We start from the raw sequence: 14,286 nt of genomic DNA, 5'->3' as shown, positions 1-14,286 counted from the left end.
TCGGAAGTCAAACGCCTCCGCGCCAATGGTACTTCGTCTTAAGACGCGGGAGAGTAGGTCGCCGCCAGGCCTGTTAAAAGCAAATCATAAAAAAAACCCCGGTGTTCACCAGACACCGGGGTTTTTTTGTGGCAAAATCAAGCCAACCAATCCCCTATGCTAGCCATAGTAGGCAAGCCTCCTGTATGGACAACGTGCTCATCCACTACAACACCAGGGGTGGACATGACGCCGTAGGACAAGATGTCTTGCATGTCGGTTACCTTCTCGATGGTAATGTCAACGCCTAGGTCTTGTGCCTTTTGTTCGATCATTTCCGCTGTCTGGTTGCATTTTTTGCATCCGGAACCAAGGACTTTTATAACTTTCATTGAGAGCTCCTTTTCTTTTGCGCAACAGTCGGGCTGTTGCCATTGATATGGTGGGGCCACATTTAGATGAGGGCGTTGAAAAGATAGCCGACGCCGACAAATGAGATGAACAGGATTGCTGTAAAGGTTGCGATCATTTGTGGCTTAAGCACTTTTCTCAAAATGATCATTTCCGGCAGGGAAATGGCGGCGACTGACATCATCAAGGCAAGCAGGGTGCCGATCGGTACGCCTTTACCCATCAAAGCCTCAACGACAGGAATCACACCTGTTGCATTTGAGTAAAGTGGGATGCCTGACAACACTGCGATGGGTACGGCAAATGGATTGGATTTCGTGGCATAAGTGGCAAAGAAATCTTGTGGTACAAAGCCGTGCAATAACGCTCCCAATGCGACACCTGCAATGACATATTTCCAAATCCGTCCCACGATTTCCCTGACTTGCTCCTTTGCGAAAGTCAGGCGGGCAGAAATGGATTGACTGGCTTTTTGAAGCGGACCTTTTCCCATGCGGATCTTCCAAACATACTCCTCCACCCACTTTTCTAGTTTGAGATATTCAATCAATAGACCGCCAATGATTCCTACAAACAAGCCGGCTGCCACATAGAGAAAGGCCAATTTCCATCCGATGGTTGTTGCCAGGACTATGATTGCCACCTCATTGATCATCGGGGAGGCGATCAGGAATGCCGTCGTCACACCAAGGGGGATACCGGCTTCGAGAAATCCAATGAAAAGGGGCACGGAAGAGCAGGAGCAGAACGGGGTCACAGCCCCCAGACCCACAGCCATTGGATAGGAAATGAACCGGGGTTTGTTGGAAACAATCGTGCGAACGCGTTCAGGTGTAAGCATTGAACGACAGAAGCCGATCATGAAGATTACAACGGTCAGCAACGCGAAGATTTTTGTTATATCTTCGATGAAGAAGTGAATCGCTTCTGCCAATCGCGTGTCTTTTGTCAGCCCCAACAATTCGTAGGTGATCAGGTTCGCCAGTTTTGTAAAGATATCGAGCATGGTCGTGGTTTCCGCGATGGTCTTGATGTTTTTGCTTTATCAGTCCAGGCGAGCGACTGGATTTCGGTTTGTTGGGCCACTCAACAATTGATCAATCGCAACGAGTTGGGCGATCTTTCATTTGTGTCAACCGTCTTCTGTCCGCTTCTGCAATGTCTTCTGATCTGTTGCCTTTGATGGCCGCAACGACGATATCTTTTTGCCAAAGCGCCATGTCCGGGTTGATAGAATAAAAGACCCATTGGGCCTGTCTTCTCGAACGGACGATATCGGCGTCACGCATGGCTGCGAGGTGGCGGGATATTTTGGGTTGAGGGGTGTCGAGTGCGTGGGCCAACTCACACACACAGATCGGGTTCATCTTCGAACAGGATGAGTGCACGCAAGCGTGTTTCATCGCTCAGGCATTGAAAGAATTTTGTCTGTTTCATGTCAAAGAGTATGCGCCCGAATGGATATCCGGTCAATCGGATATGCATTTCAGCAGATGTATGGTATAGTCCGACAATGACCGGACGTATGTTACAGTTCGATCGGAATAGGTGCGGTAAGACAAAGGCTTATGAAAATATGGCTGACTTTGTTGTCCGCATAGGCAAAGTGGGTCACCTTGTCGCATCGGGGATTGCTACGAGAAAGGGACATCGCCATGACCGGTAGAGTCTACAATGTGCTGTTTTTGTGCACGGGAAATTCCGCACGTTCAATCATCGCAGAGGCGGTCTTGCAGCGATTGGCTGACGGAAAGTTTAACGCCTATAGTGCGGGTAGCCAGCCAATGGGGGCCGTTCATCCCTATGCAATTGAATTGCTTACGAATCAAAATTACAAGGTTGATGACCTGCGCTCAAAAAGTTGGGAAGAGTTTTCTGGTCCTGATGCGCCCGAAATGGATTTTGTCTTCACTGTTTGTGACAATGCGGCCAAGGAAGTTTGCCCAATCTGGCCAGGTCAACCCATGAGTGCCCATTGGGGGGTGCCCGATCCCGCAGCGGCGCAAGGCACCGACGCAGAGCAGCATTTGGCTTTTGCCGATGCAATGCGGATGTTGGAACAGCGAATCAGCATCTTCACAAATCTGCCTCTGCAAGCGCTGGATCGGCTGTCATTGCAAAAACGTCTCGACGATATCGGTCAAAACTAAGGTTTTCCCTGTGGCAAGCCGTTTTGTTAGGCGACATCCTGCGAGACGGCTGCCATTCCCGTGAGGCCCGATTTCTTGCAGATAAAGTTTGCGACGGCATCCAATCCAGCACCCCGCTGAAGATCCGTGAACTGGAAGGGTTTGGTGCCGCGTGCCTTTTGGGTGTCTTCGCGCATGCTGTCGAGATTGGCTCCAACATAGGGGGCGAGATCCATCTTGTTGACAATCAGCAGGTCCGAGCGGGTGATGGCAGCACCACCCTTGCGGGGAATGTCCTCACCCTGACAGACAGAAATAACATAGAGTGTCAGGTCGACCAGATCGGGAGAAAAGGTTGCCGCGAGATTATCTCCTCCTGATTCGACAAAAATAATATCGAGATCGGGATGGCGGTCACGCAGAGTGTCGATAGCTGCGAGATTGATTGAGGCATCTTCGCGAATCGCCGTGTGGGGGCAGCCGCCGGTCTCAACCCCGATGATTCGATCTTCCGATAGAGCCTGCTTGCGCACCAAGGCCATGGCGTCTTCCTTGGTGTAGATGTCGTTGGTGACCACGGCGATGGAATATTGATCTCTCAGAGCCAAGCAAAGTTTTTCGGTCAAGGTGGTTTTGCCAACGCCAACCGGTCCACCGATGCCAATGCGAATCGGATCTTTTTTCGGCTCAATGGCTGAAGGGCTGATGCTGTTGCTCATGATCTAAAGATCCTCGTGGTCAGTGTTTCATGTTGCATGGCGGCGATATCGGAGAGCAGGCACGCCGTGCCGATGTCTTCGAGGCTGGCTTGGGCGGCGCGTTCACTCATGTGAAGAATCGGATCTTCAAGGGCTGCTTGCAAGGCCAAACCATCGGTCTGACCGAGTGGCACCAGACGAATCGCTACAGAAATCAGGTTGGACAGAAAGGCATGGCTGGCCGAGGGCAGTATTACCTCAAGCGGAATAGTGTGGGCCCGCGCAATGGCTCCGACGATAACGGGTTGGGCGATGGGGCCAGCGCGCTGTTGATTGAGGGTGTCATGCAGTGTTGTTGGCCAAGCTTTGCTGGCCTTGTAAAAGGCATCACCCAGCTGGCTCGTCTCAGTGAAGCGCTCTGCCGACGGCGCTAGCGCCAATGCAAATTCATTCAAAGATAGAAGCTCTTGCAGCGAATCAGTGCCGCAGCGCCATGCCTGCGCCAACAGCACCGCATCACTCCAACAGCTGCCTCTTGCAATGAGGTTGAGCAACCAGTCCTGCATGCTGTCCCGATCGTGAATGTTGCCTTTTGCAATGGCTGTTTCCAGTCCATGACTATAGCTGAATGCTCCGATCGGGAAGGCGGGTGACAGCCACGTGAGGAGTCGCAGAAGTGCGACCCCCTGTGGCAGCCTTGCAGGTTTCTGGTCGTGTTTGGCCTCAATGAGCATGCTCGGATGCTGCCTCTTTTTCCGGGTGATGATGATGGCCATGGTCCCGTTTATAGGCGCCGGAAACAGGGGAGAAATGGCCCAAAACGGCCTTCAATTCTCCGCCAAGCCCAACCAGCATGTCGGCAATGACTGCGTCCTGACGGATGCGCAGATGGTCGCTGAAAATCTGGGTTGGTTGATGCCTGTTGCCCAGATGCCAGGCAAGGGTGACCAAGTCAGTTGCGGCCGTTGGTCGCACCTCATAGAGGGGTTCCGGCTTGGCCCGAACCTCGATGATGCGCCCGTCGGTCAGTTGCAATCCATCGCCATGTTCCAGCCGTTCGGCGGAAGCAAGCGAGAGGAGAAAATCATACCCGCCATCACTGGTCAGCAGGATGCGACGGCGATAGCGATCTTCTTCATCCAGCGTGATCGTATCGGCAGGCGCCTCTTGCCAGCTGCCTTTGGGCAGAATGGTTTTGGCTTCCACAATTGGCATGATGCTTTTCCTTTTGTTTGTTGTTCTTGATGTGCCTGACTGTGACAGGTTTTTAGAACAGGAAATAGCGTTGTGCCATAGAAACTGTGTCAGCCGGTTTACAGGTGAGGACTTCACCGTCAGCCCGCACTTCGTAGGTTTCCGGGTCAACCTCCACATGTGGGGTTGCGTCATTGAGCTTCATTGAGGCCTTGGAAATGCCCGAGCGGGTATTTTCCACCGCCAGCATCGCCTTTGCAGTGCCGAGCTGGCCGGACAGGCCTGCATCAATCGCGGCTTGGCTGACAAAGGTGACGGAGCTGTTGGTCAGGGCCTTGCCATAGGCACCGAACATCGGCCGATAATGAACCGGCTGTGGCGTCGGGATCGAGGCATTCGGGTCACCCATGGGGGCGGCGGCGATGGAGCCACCAATCAGCACCATGTCCGGCTTCACCCCAAAGAAAGCCGGGTTCCAGAGCACCAGATCGGCGCGTTTGCCCAGCTCAATCGAGCCAATATGCTTGGACATGCCTTGGGCGATGGCCGGGTTGATGGTGTATTTGGCGATGTAGCGTTTGACGCGCTCGTTGTCATTGTCGCCTTTTTCCAGATTGAGCGGTCCGCGCTGCTTTTTCATTTTGTCAGCGGTCTGCCACGTTCGGATGATCACTTCGCCGACACGGCCCATGGCCTGACTGTCGGAAGAAATGATCGAAAAGGCCCCCATATCATGGAGAATGTCTTCGGCGGCAATGGTTTCCTTGCGGATGCGGCTTTCGGCGAAGGCGACATCCTCAGGGATGTTGGCGTCAAGGTGATGGCAGACCATCAGCATGTCGAGATGCTCGGCCACCGTGTTGGCGGTGTAGGGCCGGGTCGGGTTGGTGGAGGACGGGATCACATTGTCCATGCCACAGATCTTGATGATGTCCGGCGCGTGACCGCCTCCGGCGCCCTCCGTATGGAAGGCATGGATGGTGCGGCCCTTGAAGGCATCGACCGTACTTTCGACAAAGCCCGATTCGTTCAGGGTATCGGTATGGATCATCACCTGCACGTCATAGGCGTCGGCAACCGTCAGGCACGTGTCGATGGCGGCGGGGGTCGTGCCCCAGTCTTCATGCAGTTTGAGGGCCGCTGCCCCACCCAGCAGCATTTCTTCCAAGGCTTTGGGGTGGGATGCATTGCCCTTGCCTGCAAAAGCGAGATTCATCGGGAAGGCATCGGCGGCTTCAATCATCCGCGCAATATGCCAAGGACCAGGGGTACAGGTCGTCGCCAGAGTGCCATGGGCTGGACCTGTACCCCCTCCCAGCATCGTAGTGATGCCGGACATCAATGCCTCCTCAATCTGCTGGGGGCAAATGAAGTGAATATGGGCGTCCATGCCACCGGCGGTCAGGATCTTGCCTTCGCCTGCTATGGCTTCGGTGCCGGGGCCGATGATGATGTCGACGCCATCCTGAGTGTCGGGGTTGCCTGCCTTGCCGATGGCTTCGATCGCGCCGTTTTTCAGGCCGACATCAGCCTTGTAGATGCCAGTATGATCAACCACCAGCGCATTGGTGATGACGGTATCAACCGCCCCGTCGGCACGGGCCACCTGCGACTGGCCCATGCCGTCACGGATGACTTTGCCGCCGCCGAATTTGACCTCTTCACCGTAACGGGTGAAGTCCTTTTCAACCTCAATGAATAGTTCGGTGTCCGCCAGGCGCACCTTGTCGCCGGTGGTTGGGCCGAACATATCGGCATAGGCTGCGCGGGAAAGAGAAATTGCCATTAGAGTGCGCCTCCGATGTCGCCACGGAAGCCATAGACTTCGCGTTTGCCGGAAAGGGGAATGAGATTGACCATCCGGGTCTGGCCCGGCTCGAAGCGTACGGCGGTGCCGGACGCAATGTCGAGGCGCATGCCACGGGCGACTTCGCGATCAAAGGACAGGGCCGGGTTGGTCTCATAAAAATGATAGTGCGAGCCGACCTGCACTGGGCGGTCGCCAGTGTTGGAGACGGACAATTGGGTCACGGCAAGACCGGAATTGAGTTCGATGTCACCGGCTGCGGTGATGATTTCGCCTGGAATCATGGTCGCCTCCTAGCGGATCGGTTCGTGGACGGTGACGAGCTTGACCCCGTCAGGGAAGGTCGCTTCGACCTGAATGTCATGGATCATTTCCGGGATTCCTTCCATCACCTGATCCCGGCTGATGATGTGGGCACCTGCTTCCATCAAATCGGCGACGGTGCGGCCATCGCGGGCGCCTTCGACGATGAAGTCGCTGATGAGCGCAATGGCTTCAGGATGGTTGAGACGGACACCGCGTTCCAGCCGACGACGGGCAACCATCGCCGCCATGGCGATGAGCAGTTTGTCTTTCTCCCTCGGGGTCAAATTCATGACGCTTCCTCTTCTCTTTTTTTCTCAAGTGGTCCAGACGCGCGGCAAGGGGGCTCCGGACCGAAACAGGGTGATGAGCGGGATGAGCGCGGCGCGGAGCTGAAGTCCGTCCGGCGCGGTCATGCGCAAAATGATTTTTCCCGGCATGGCGGACAGGCCGATATGACAGTCGGTGAAAGCCGCAGCCAAGGCGCGCGCCTCGGCGAGCTTGCATTCGAGCTGGTCGCTGTCTTCCGGGCCGCAATAGCAAAGGCTGGCAAAGGCCTGATGGCCGGACAGGGTGGACGGCGATTTGCCAAAGGCGATGACATCGCCCTGAAAGGAAAGGGCGTCGGCATGGATGAGACGATTGTTGCGGCGGATTATCCAGCGGTCGGAAAAGCCGATATCATGGACTTTTTCGCCCATCGCCAAACGGCCCAGCAATACAGCTTCCAAGGCGAGAAACCGGGCCGAGCCGGTCAGATTCACGGTCATTCGGCGGCTTAACCGGGCGCGGTCAAACAAGATGCTTTCCTGCGGCAGCCAGTCGAAACGGGCGCCATCAGCCACTGTGATCGCAGTGCTGAGTTCTGCCGGGCCTTCATCGGATTTGTAGATTTTTTCGCAGGCCTGTGTCGTAGCGACCCCATGGGTGCCGGACGCGGCCTTGATGTCCCAACTGAGGCGGTCACCGCCGGTCAGTCCGCCGGAGCTATTGATCAACACGGCTTCGAGCGCGTTCGATCCATAGACCTTGGGTAAACGGATCTTGGCGCAACCTTGTTGGTAGAGACGGTCGAGCTTTGTCGCGCCCTCAGCGCCGAGCTTGAGGCTTATTCTGCCTTCTCCAGCCGCTCTTTCTGCCCGGGAGGAGGAGGCGGAAAAGGGGGGAGACTGCTCGGCGCTGAGGGGGAAAAGGGCTGCATTCATCTCTCACGCCTCCATAAGGAGGCGCCTTTGAGGCGCTCGGGCGTGTGGGAGGATCGAGATTTGGCAGCGCACTTGGAACAACCTTCTTCTTGCATAGGGTTTGTTAAGATTTGCAAGGGCTGTGCCAGATGGGCGGCGCGGCAACAAAATGTGCTCTTGCCGCCTTTGGAGGCAGAATTCGGGCTGTTTCGGGGGCGTTCTGTGTTTCCAAATGAGTCAGGTTAAACGTGGTAATTGAATGTTTTTTGTGCATCTGTGCTGATTTGATCAATTTGTGTGCATACTTTGCCGAAGTGCCTGCCTTTGCTTCAGGCGGTTCGCCCGCATTTTCATCTGCCACCTGTCTGTCTTGCCAGAAGATGTGCACCAAAGTCGGGTGACGGGTTGTGTCGTCTCTTTGAATTCTCTTAAATATTGCAATTGAAGTGTAATAACAGGTGAGGGCTGTGTGATGGAGCAATCCCTTGATCGGGGCGGTCTGAAGCCGGCGGATCGGGTCAGGCGCACCATTTTGTCGTCAGGCAGTTTGGGGAGTTTGATCGGTTTTTCTTTGCTTGGAAGCATTGCCTCCTTGTTCCTGCTGCTCACCTTCTTGCATGGTTTTGATGCCTTTCGGGCGATTGGGCGGATCGGACCGGAACTCTATCTGGTTTTCACCGAGCAACCGGCCAGCGTGCCGACCTGGTTAGGCACGGCAGCGGAGCGCTTGACTGCGTTGCGCGGTACCCTGTCGTCCGATCCGCTGGCCTGGGTCATGTTGCTGTTGCTGGCAATGATGCTAATGCTGGGTCATTACCGGCGCTACAGGCGACCGCAAGGTCAATCCATTCTGACGGTCCCGGCTGCGAGCGAAGTGGCCGGGCGGTTGCTTGGCATGTTCGGATCCTTTCGTGATATCGCGATACCGCTGGCTGAAAAGGGCATGGCCAGCAATGACTTCTTTTCGCTGCGCGGGGTTTTTTATGCGCCAAAGGGTCAGGTCTCGCGGATCATCAAGGGCAAGCCGTCTGACCATCAGCAGCGTGTGCTCGGCTTCTTCATGGCCCATGAACATGCCCATGCGGTGGCCAAAGACAATCTGGCCAATTCGGTCTTTCAGGTGGCTGTCAGTGGCTATGTGGTGGCCTTTCTGATTTTTGCCTTTCCGCTTGTCGGGTCGATGTCGGTTTTTCTGGCTCATGCGCCGGGGGCTGGCTATGGCACATTGGTGTTGGCAGCCTTTTTCACAGTCGTCATTGTTTTATGCGTGATCGGTTGCTTTCACGGGATGCTGATTTCCTATTTGAAGGCGCGGGAGTTTTTTGCAGATCACGCTGCCTTTGGTCTTTATCCCGATCTTGATCCCTATGGAGGAGGCGCTGTCGAGAGACCCGATCTGCTCAGTGCCTTCAATGCCGACATTTCTCCATATGAGAGGGCGCTGCATAAGGAAGGCTATAGTCTCCATGCCCGCAACATGCTGGTGTTTTTCTGGGGCTTTGCCGTCAGCATTCGGACCTTGTATCTGCTGGTGGTGCCCCCTTCTATGACGCTCTATGTGTTGTTGTTTGACGCAGTGATGTTGTTGGCTTTTGGCATCTTGTATGTCTCTTTGCCAAAACGGTCCCGCAATCCGGCCTTGCGGCCAATGCTGCCATGGCTGGTGTCTTTCATCTCGATTCTGGCGTTGTTCTTTTCCGGTCCGGGGTTGCTCGGTGTTCTGAAGATGCTGCATCCCGGTTTGTTTTCTGATCTGTTTGGCCGTTTGCTTGGCTTGCCATTGCTTGTGCTGACCCTAGGTTTCCTTGTGATCATGCTGGTGCATGGGGTGCGGCGACTGATTGCGCGGCGGGTGGCACAGCATCGCCGCAAAGGGCGCGTGATGTCACGGCTTGTCATCCGGGCCTTGATGCTGCCGGGGCTGGCGATCGACGGGTTCATGCTGTGCTTCGTTGCCAGTCTGGTCTGTGGCATTGCGCACTATTTTCTGACCCTGTCGTTTCTTGGCAATGGTCTGATGGTCAATGCCATCATGGCGGCACAGGCTTTGGTCCTGTCCTGTCTTGCCTATTGGCAATATCGTGGTTTGTTTGCCCGTCTGGATCTGTCCTATGCCATTATTGCTTTGTTTGGTGCTTCGCTGTTTGCGACTGTCTGTGTGATCGGGGCGGCGTTGCTGGCGGCAATTTCCAGCTTCTCCAATCAGGGAAGCTACGACTGGCAGGCATGGGCAGGCAGCTGGATCGTGCAATTGCATGCGCAAAGCTGGACTTTGACCTTGTCAGTCGGTGCGTTATCGGCAATCTTCTACCTGTTGTTGCGGTTTGGTGCCTTCTGGGCGCGGGAGCAACTGACGATCATTGAGCAAGAGTTGGGGCGGGCAAGATATCTATGAATGTCAATGCAGAAGAATTGCGGGTACGGCTGACGCGGAACATGGCCGTGGCGATTGATGAAGCGGAGAGCTTCGAAGCCTATTTCGGCAGCCCGGCTGAAAATATGGATTATGGCGCAGCACGCGCCGACGGCACCCTGCCTGCCGACATGTTGTTCGTCTGGGAATTTGCAGGCCATATCACCAATTATGTTGCCAGCCACGGCATCGATGTCCTTGATCTGGTTGAGCGGGTTGGCAATCTGTTTGTCGCCTATCAGGCGCTGAAAGTTGGTGGCAGTGATTTTGACGAGGCGGAAAAAGACAAGCTCAAGGCAGCCGTAGCAGACACGCTCAAGGGGTTGATTGAGGACAAGAATTGACTTGACCTTTGTATCAGGCCTGATGTGGTGGGTGAAAGAATGGTCGAGGCCTCGGTATCCATTTTCGCTCCACATTCTTGCGGCAAGGTCGCGCCATGATTTTGAAACGCCATTCCCTCGCAACCAAGCTGTTTGTCGCTTTCCTGTGCACCAGTATTTTCGTGATATTGGTGATGATGGGGCTGATCGGCTACCAGATGCGGTCGGGATTTTCCAGTTACCTGTTGCGGGTTGAACTACAGACCTTTGACGATCTGGCAAAGTCGATTGCGAAGGCGCATCGGGATGAGGTGCTTTGGCTGCGTCTGAAGGAAGATCCACGGCGCTGGCATGATCTAGTGCGAGGCTCCCTTGGTCCGCGGCAGCCCGAAGACAACAGGCCGTCGCCTCCTGCCTTTGAGTCAGCCACCAATGGCAAATCCGATCCCAGGCCTCCAAAAAGACCACCACAAAGACCACTACAAAGGCCTGGGCCACCGCAACGCCCGGGCGTCGATCCCTTGATGCTTGGTCAGCGGTTGGCCTTGTTGACCTCGGCAGGCAATTATTGGGCCGGGGCGCGGTTGGCTCAGGGGTCGTATCTGTCGCGGACGGTTCATGCGGGTGATGACGCGGCCAGTGGCCCGGTCATCGCACAGCTTGCCCTGGCGAGCCCGTCGGATGGGCGTTCCGCGCGCGATGAACAGTTTCTCTATCAGCAATTTCGAGCTCTGTTCTGGGTTTGCCTGCTGGCTGTCGGCTTGTCAGCTCTGGCCGCCTATTTGCTGGCGCGTGGGCTTGTCACGCCGATCCGTTCTCTGGTGCGTGGGGCGCAAGCCTTGAGTGATGGCGACTACAAAACCCGGCTGACTGGCACCGGCAAAGATGAAATCGGTCAGTTGACGGCGGATTTCAATCTGCTGGCCGAAAGCCTTGAGGCGGCAGAAAAAGCCGAGCGGCAATGGATGTCGGACGCCTCCCATGAACTCAAGACACCTTTGGCCATTCTGAAGGGACGAATCGAAGGGCTTCAGGATGGGGTCTATGAGACCGATGCCGCCTTGCTGGCCGAGATGCATGCAACCGTGGAACGGCTCAATCGCCTTGTCGGGGATCTCAATGCCCTCTCTCACTTGCGCGAAGGGCGCCTTGCCTGTCACTTTCAGCCTGAGGATGTTTCGGTTCTGCTTCGCGAGGTGGTGGACCACTCTGCCGGGCGCTTCGAGGAGAAGGGGCTGGCTCTGACACTGAAACTCGATGCATCTCAGCGGTTGCTTCTGGTATGTGATCGGGGGCGACTGAGACAAATGATGGACAATCTGCTGGAAAATGCCCGCCGCTATACCGATGCGCCGGGCGTTGTGGAGGTGACGGCGCGGTTGGATGAGCAGAAGGAAGCGCTGATCGTGACCATCGAGGATAGCGCCCCTTGTCCGGACGGCCAGCATATCGGGCGGTTGTTTGAACGCTTTTACCGGGCCGATCCATCACGGGCGCGACAATCGGGTGGGACCGGCTTGGGGCTTGCCATATGCCGCGCCATTGTCGAGGCCCATGACGGGCAGATCGAGGCGACGCGTTCTGAGTTGGGTGGGCTTCTGGTGCGGGTCACCTTGCCACTGGATGGCGATGTGATTCAGGAGGAGGTTGGGGATGCGTGATGCTCAGGCCGGATGGCACATCATGATCATCGAGGATGAACCGTCACTGGCGGCGATCATTCAGGACTATCTGACTCAGGCAGGGATGACCTCGGAGATCCTTCATGAGGGACATCGAGCGGTCGAGACGATCCTTAAGCGCAAGCCGGATTTGGTGATTCTTGATGTGATGCTGCCGGGCATGGATGGCTTGAGCATTTGCCGGGAAGTGCGGGCCAAAAGCGATGTGCCGATCATTCTGGAGACGGCGCGGGTGGAAGAGCTCGATCGCCTGCTGGGGCTGGAGCTGGGGGCTGATGATTATGTCTGCAAGCCTTTCTCGCCGCGCGAACTGGTCGCTCGGGTGAAGGCCATTTTGCGGCGGCAGGCCAAAGTGCAGGCGGCGGCATCAGGCGTTTTGGCCGATGCCGAGGCCAGTCGAGATGCCGCGAACGCTGCCGGGCAAGATGGTTTGTGGTTGGATGAAGAACGCTGGTCGGTGACCTATAATGGGCAGGACCTGGCACTGACCCGGCGAGAGTTCCAGTTGCTGGCTATTCTTTACAAGCGGCCCGGACGAGTCTTTTCCCGTGCACAGTTGGTCGAGCTGGCTTTTTCGGACGACGCGGATGTGTTTGACCGGGTGATCGACACCCACATCAAGAATATCAGAACCAAACTGCGCAAGCAGGCCTCCGGTGTTGACGTGATCCGATCCGTCTATGGGGTTGGCTATGCTTATGAAGAGCCAGACACCTGAGGAACGCATATAGAGCCGCCACATAATGACCCGAACCTCTCCTTTGATTCTTCACACTTGCTCCTGATTTGCTGCTTTTTTCGCCTTTAGTCTGTTCCGTAATCAAGGGGCTGGCCGGATGATGAGGAGAGAAACAATGCCAATCGGAGTGATCAATCGGAATGCTTATCGGACGCGCTCAATGGACGTTGGCGGGGTTACGATGAGCTGTCTTCTCGTTGTGATGGCGGCTCTGCCTGTTGAGGCACATCAGAATGCGGTGAAAATTCTTGAGCAGGGCAATCAACGCTGCATCTTTTCAAATGGCCTGCCCGATCATGCGATGGGCACCTTCCCACGCCGAGGCAATCCCCATCGTGTGCATGCGCAGGCGGTGCGTCTTTGCGTACCGAGCGGTCCTCTCAAGGGTCAAGAGGCCCGGCGGGTGCGTGGTTCAATCGGTGTTGCGCTCAATGGGGTGCAGATTAGACCCGGTACTGCCGATTGGTATGACGCCCGCTCACGGCGAGGCTTCTCGCGCAATCCGGCTTCGGGTTGGAATCTTGAAGGGATGGGCGCGCGGCAGCAGCTCGGCATGGATCGCAACAATGCACATGTGGATGAGCGTGGCCTTTATCACTATCACGGCATCTCGAAAGCGCTGGTGCGGCAAGGGCAAGGCAGTTTGATCGGCTATGCGGCGGACGGGTTCGAGATTCACTATTTGGCAAACAAGGCCACATCCTCCTATCGCCTCAAGCAAGGTGAGCGTCCCTCCGCTCCCGGCGGCCGCTATGATGGCACCTACAATCAGGATTGGACCTATGTGGCGGGTAGCGGGTCTCTTGATCAATGCAATGGTGGCTATTTGAACGGCGCCTTCGTCTATTTTGCTACCGATCACTATCCCTTCTTTCCCCGTTGTCTGTGGGGCACGGTCAGTCGCGACTTTGTTGTTGGTCGTTGAGATGACCGTGGTCAGGGCGGTCAGCCGCCGCAGGGTCATTCATCCAGACCCGACCGCCCTGACACTTTTCCTGCTTGGGTGATGAGAGCATAAGTCCGCACGGGCAATCGAGCATCGATGGAGCAGATATCGCCTTGATGACCGGTCAATGTCGTCGCTTTGACACAAATTGAAGGGCTTTTCTGGCCGGTCTGCATCCTGCTTTGCGCTTAAACGCCCCTGGATTGTCGAACCATGCAGGCAGGAAGCATGTTTTTGAACAATTGTGCATATTGTAACTGGCAGATTTCTGCGGTTTCGGAAGGGGTTTTTGATTTATCCCGATTTGTTGTCATAAAAATGTATTTTAGTGTTTGACTCTGGTTAGGGGTGGGTCTATAACCCGGTTCATCGACAGCGGCGGCGCTGCTGGCGGCGGGGCGGTTTGCTCCAAAATTCAGAGTTTGCGGGTTGAGGCTTAGGTCTTGATGTTTTGCATAACTTTTTGAAAAAGCAGATG

Annotated in this window: 17 protein-coding genes; 6 read left to right on the top strand and 11 right to left on the bottom strand. The window is 55.6% G+C overall.

Features of this window, described 5'->3' with window-relative positions:
- Positions 1-137: 137 nt before the first annotated feature.
- From DSD30_RS21110 to DSD30_RS22080, 3 genes are all read right to left on the bottom strand, one after another.
- Positions 138-371, bottom strand: coding sequence for a thioredoxin family protein (locus DSD30_RS21110; RefSeq protein WP_114011744.1), 234 nt, complete (start codon positions 369-371; stop codon positions 138-140).
- Positions 372-433: 62 nt separating this feature from the next.
- Positions 434-1,396, bottom strand: a complete 963-nt coding sequence (locus tag DSD30_RS21105) for a permease (protein ID WP_198663092.1) — start codon at positions 1,394-1,396, stop codon at positions 434-436.
- 91 nt (positions 1,397-1,487) lie between these two features.
- Positions 1,488-1,757: an ArsR/SmtB family transcription factor gene (locus tag DSD30_RS22080; protein ID WP_425359481.1), complete on the bottom strand. Its 270-nt coding sequence runs from the start codon at positions 1,755-1,757 to the stop codon at positions 1,488-1,490.
- Positions 1,758-2,045: 288 nt separating this feature from the next.
- On the opposite strand from DSD30_RS22080, the gene DSD30_RS21095 reads away from it, so the two are divergent.
- On the top strand, positions 2,046-2,540 hold the full coding sequence (locus DSD30_RS21095; protein ID WP_114011742.1) for an arsenate reductase ArsC: 495 nt from the start codon (positions 2,046-2,048) through the stop codon (positions 2,538-2,540).
- A 26-nt stretch (positions 2,541-2,566) separates the two neighbouring features.
- Here the strand turns inward: DSD30_RS21095 and ureG are convergent, their stop codons facing one another.
- The 7 genes from ureG to DSD30_RS21060 are packed head-to-tail and all read right to left on the bottom strand — an operon-like array spanning position 2,567 to position 7,726.
- Positions 2,567-3,238, bottom strand: a complete 672-nt coding sequence (gene ureG / locus DSD30_RS21090; RefSeq protein ID WP_114011741.1) for an urease accessory protein UreG — start codon at positions 3,236-3,238, stop codon at positions 2,567-2,569.
- Positions 3,235-3,951 carry an urease accessory protein UreF gene (locus DSD30_RS21085; protein WP_114011740.1) on the bottom strand — a complete coding sequence of 239 codons (717 nt, stop codon included), beginning with the start codon at positions 3,949-3,951 and terminating at the stop codon, positions 3,235-3,237. Before DSD30_RS21085 ends, ureG begins: the two co-directional genes overlap by 4 nt.
- Complete coding sequence (locus tag DSD30_RS21080; protein ID WP_198663091.1) at positions 3,941-4,432, bottom strand: urease accessory protein UreE; 492 nt, start codon at positions 4,430-4,432, stop codon at positions 3,941-3,943. Before DSD30_RS21080 ends, DSD30_RS21085 begins: the two co-directional genes overlap by 11 nt.
- A 52-nt stretch (positions 4,433-4,484) precedes the next feature.
- On the bottom strand, positions 4,485-6,197 hold the full coding sequence (ureC, locus tag DSD30_RS21075) for an urease subunit alpha (RefSeq protein ID WP_114011739.1): 1,713 nt from the start codon (positions 6,195-6,197) through the stop codon (positions 4,485-4,487).
- Positions 6,197-6,502 (bottom strand): urease subunit beta, encoded by a 306-nt coding sequence (locus DSD30_RS21070; RefSeq protein WP_114011738.1) that lies wholly within the window; start codon positions 6,500-6,502, stop codon positions 6,197-6,199. Before DSD30_RS21070 ends, ureC begins: the two co-directional genes overlap by 1 nt.
- A gap of 9 nt (positions 6,503-6,511) precedes the next feature.
- On the bottom strand, positions 6,512-6,814 hold the full coding sequence (locus DSD30_RS21065; protein ID WP_114011737.1) for an urease subunit gamma: 303 nt from the start codon (positions 6,812-6,814) through the stop codon (positions 6,512-6,514).
- Between the two features lie 24 nt (positions 6,815-6,838).
- Positions 6,839-7,726: an urease accessory protein UreD gene (locus DSD30_RS21060; RefSeq protein WP_114011736.1), complete on the bottom strand. Its 888-nt coding sequence runs from the start codon at positions 7,724-7,726 to the stop codon at positions 6,839-6,841.
- 451 nt (positions 7,727-8,177) lie between these two features.
- On the opposite strand from DSD30_RS21060, the gene DSD30_RS21050 reads away from it, so the two are divergent.
- From DSD30_RS21050 to DSD30_RS21030, 5 genes are all read left to right on the top strand, one after another.
- Entirely contained in the window at positions 8,178-10,100 is a 1,923-nt protein-coding gene (locus tag DSD30_RS21050; protein WP_114011734.1) for a M48 family metalloprotease, read from the top strand.
- Positions 10,097-10,462: a hypothetical protein gene (locus DSD30_RS21045; protein WP_114011733.1), complete on the top strand. Its 366-nt coding sequence runs from the start codon at positions 10,097-10,099 to the stop codon at positions 10,460-10,462. Before DSD30_RS21050 ends, DSD30_RS21045 begins: the two co-directional genes overlap by 4 nt.
- Positions 10,463-10,557: 95 nt before the next feature.
- The gene (locus DSD30_RS21040; protein ID WP_114011732.1) at positions 10,558-12,102 is read left to right on the top strand and encodes an ATP-binding protein; all 1,545 of its coding nucleotides are present in this window, start codon (positions 10,558-10,560) and stop codon (positions 12,100-12,102) included.
- Positions 12,095-12,841, top strand: coding sequence for a response regulator (locus tag DSD30_RS21035; RefSeq protein WP_114011731.1), 747 nt, complete (start codon positions 12,095-12,097; stop codon positions 12,839-12,841). Before DSD30_RS21040 ends, DSD30_RS21035 begins: the two co-directional genes overlap by 8 nt.
- 136 nt (positions 12,842-12,977) lie before the next feature.
- Positions 12,978-13,787 (top strand): YHYH protein, encoded by an 810-nt coding sequence (locus DSD30_RS21030; protein WP_245418571.1) that lies wholly within the window; start codon positions 12,978-12,980, stop codon positions 13,785-13,787.
- 209 nt (positions 13,788-13,996) lie between these two features.
- Here the strand turns inward: DSD30_RS21030 and DSD30_RS21690 are convergent.
- Positions 13,997-14,286, bottom strand: a 290-nt coding sequence (locus tag DSD30_RS21690) for a hypothetical protein (protein ID WP_157967816.1), incomplete at its 5' end; no start/stop codon positions are given.

Origin of the sequence: Cohaesibacter intestini (assembly GCF_003324485.1) — a bacterium.
GTDB lineage: Bacteria > Pseudomonadota > Alphaproteobacteria > Rhizobiales > Cohaesibacteraceae > Cohaesibacter > Cohaesibacter intestini.
Note: the sequence above shows the minus strand (reverse complement) of the source record. Positions and strands in the feature narration are given on the sequence as shown.

Excerpts from the sequence above, each read along its gene's own strand:
- DSD30_RS21110 (WP_114011744.1), bottom strand. The coding sequence starts at position 371 with ATGAAAGTTATAAAAGTCCTTGGTTCCGGATGCAAAAAATGCAACCAG.
- DSD30_RS21105 (WP_198663092.1), bottom strand. The coding sequence starts at position 1,396 with ATGCTCGATATCTTTACAAAACTGGCGAACCTGATCACCTACGAATTG.
- DSD30_RS22080 (WP_425359481.1), bottom strand. The coding sequence starts at position 1,757 with ATGAACCCGATCTGTGTGTGTGAGTTGGCCCACGCACTCGACACCCCT.
- DSD30_RS21095 (WP_114011742.1), top strand. The coding sequence starts at position 2,046 with ATGACCGGTAGAGTCTACAATGTGCTGTTTTTGTGCACGGGAAATTCC.
- ureG (WP_114011741.1), bottom strand. The coding sequence starts at position 3,238 with ATGAGCAACAGCATCAGCCCTTCAGCCATTGAGCCGAAAAAAGATCCG.
- DSD30_RS21085 (WP_114011740.1), bottom strand. The coding sequence starts at position 3,951 with ATGCTCATTGAGGCCAAACACGACCAGAAACCTGCAAGGCTGCCACAG.
- DSD30_RS21080 (WP_198663091.1), bottom strand. The coding sequence starts at position 4,432 with ATGCCAATTGTGGAAGCCAAAACCATTCTGCCCAAAGGCAGCTGGCAA.
- ureC (WP_114011739.1), bottom strand. The coding sequence starts at position 6,197 with ATGGCAATTTCTCTTTCCCGCGCAGCCTATGCCGATATGTTCGGCCCA.
- DSD30_RS21070 (WP_114011738.1), bottom strand. The coding sequence starts at position 6,502 with ATGATTCCAGGCGAAATCATCACCGCAGCCGGTGACATCGAACTCAAT.
- DSD30_RS21065 (WP_114011737.1), bottom strand. The coding sequence starts at position 6,814 with ATGAATTTGACCCCGAGGGAGAAAGACAAACTGCTCATCGCCATGGCG.
- DSD30_RS21060 (WP_114011736.1), bottom strand. The coding sequence starts at position 7,726 with ATGAATGCAGCCCTTTTCCCCCTCAGCGCCGAGCAGTCTCCCCCCTTT.
- DSD30_RS21050 (WP_114011734.1), top strand. The coding sequence starts at position 8,178 with ATGGAGCAATCCCTTGATCGGGGCGGTCTGAAGCCGGCGGATCGGGTC.
- DSD30_RS21045 (WP_114011733.1), top strand. The coding sequence starts at position 10,097 with ATGAATGTCAATGCAGAAGAATTGCGGGTACGGCTGACGCGGAACATG.
- DSD30_RS21040 (WP_114011732.1), top strand. The coding sequence starts at position 10,558 with ATGATTTTGAAACGCCATTCCCTCGCAACCAAGCTGTTTGTCGCTTTC.
- DSD30_RS21035 (WP_114011731.1), top strand. The coding sequence starts at position 12,095 with ATGCGTGATGCTCAGGCCGGATGGCACATCATGATCATCGAGGATGAA.
- DSD30_RS21030 (WP_245418571.1), top strand. The coding sequence starts at position 12,978 with ATGCCAATCGGAGTGATCAATCGGAATGCTTATCGGACGCGCTCAATG.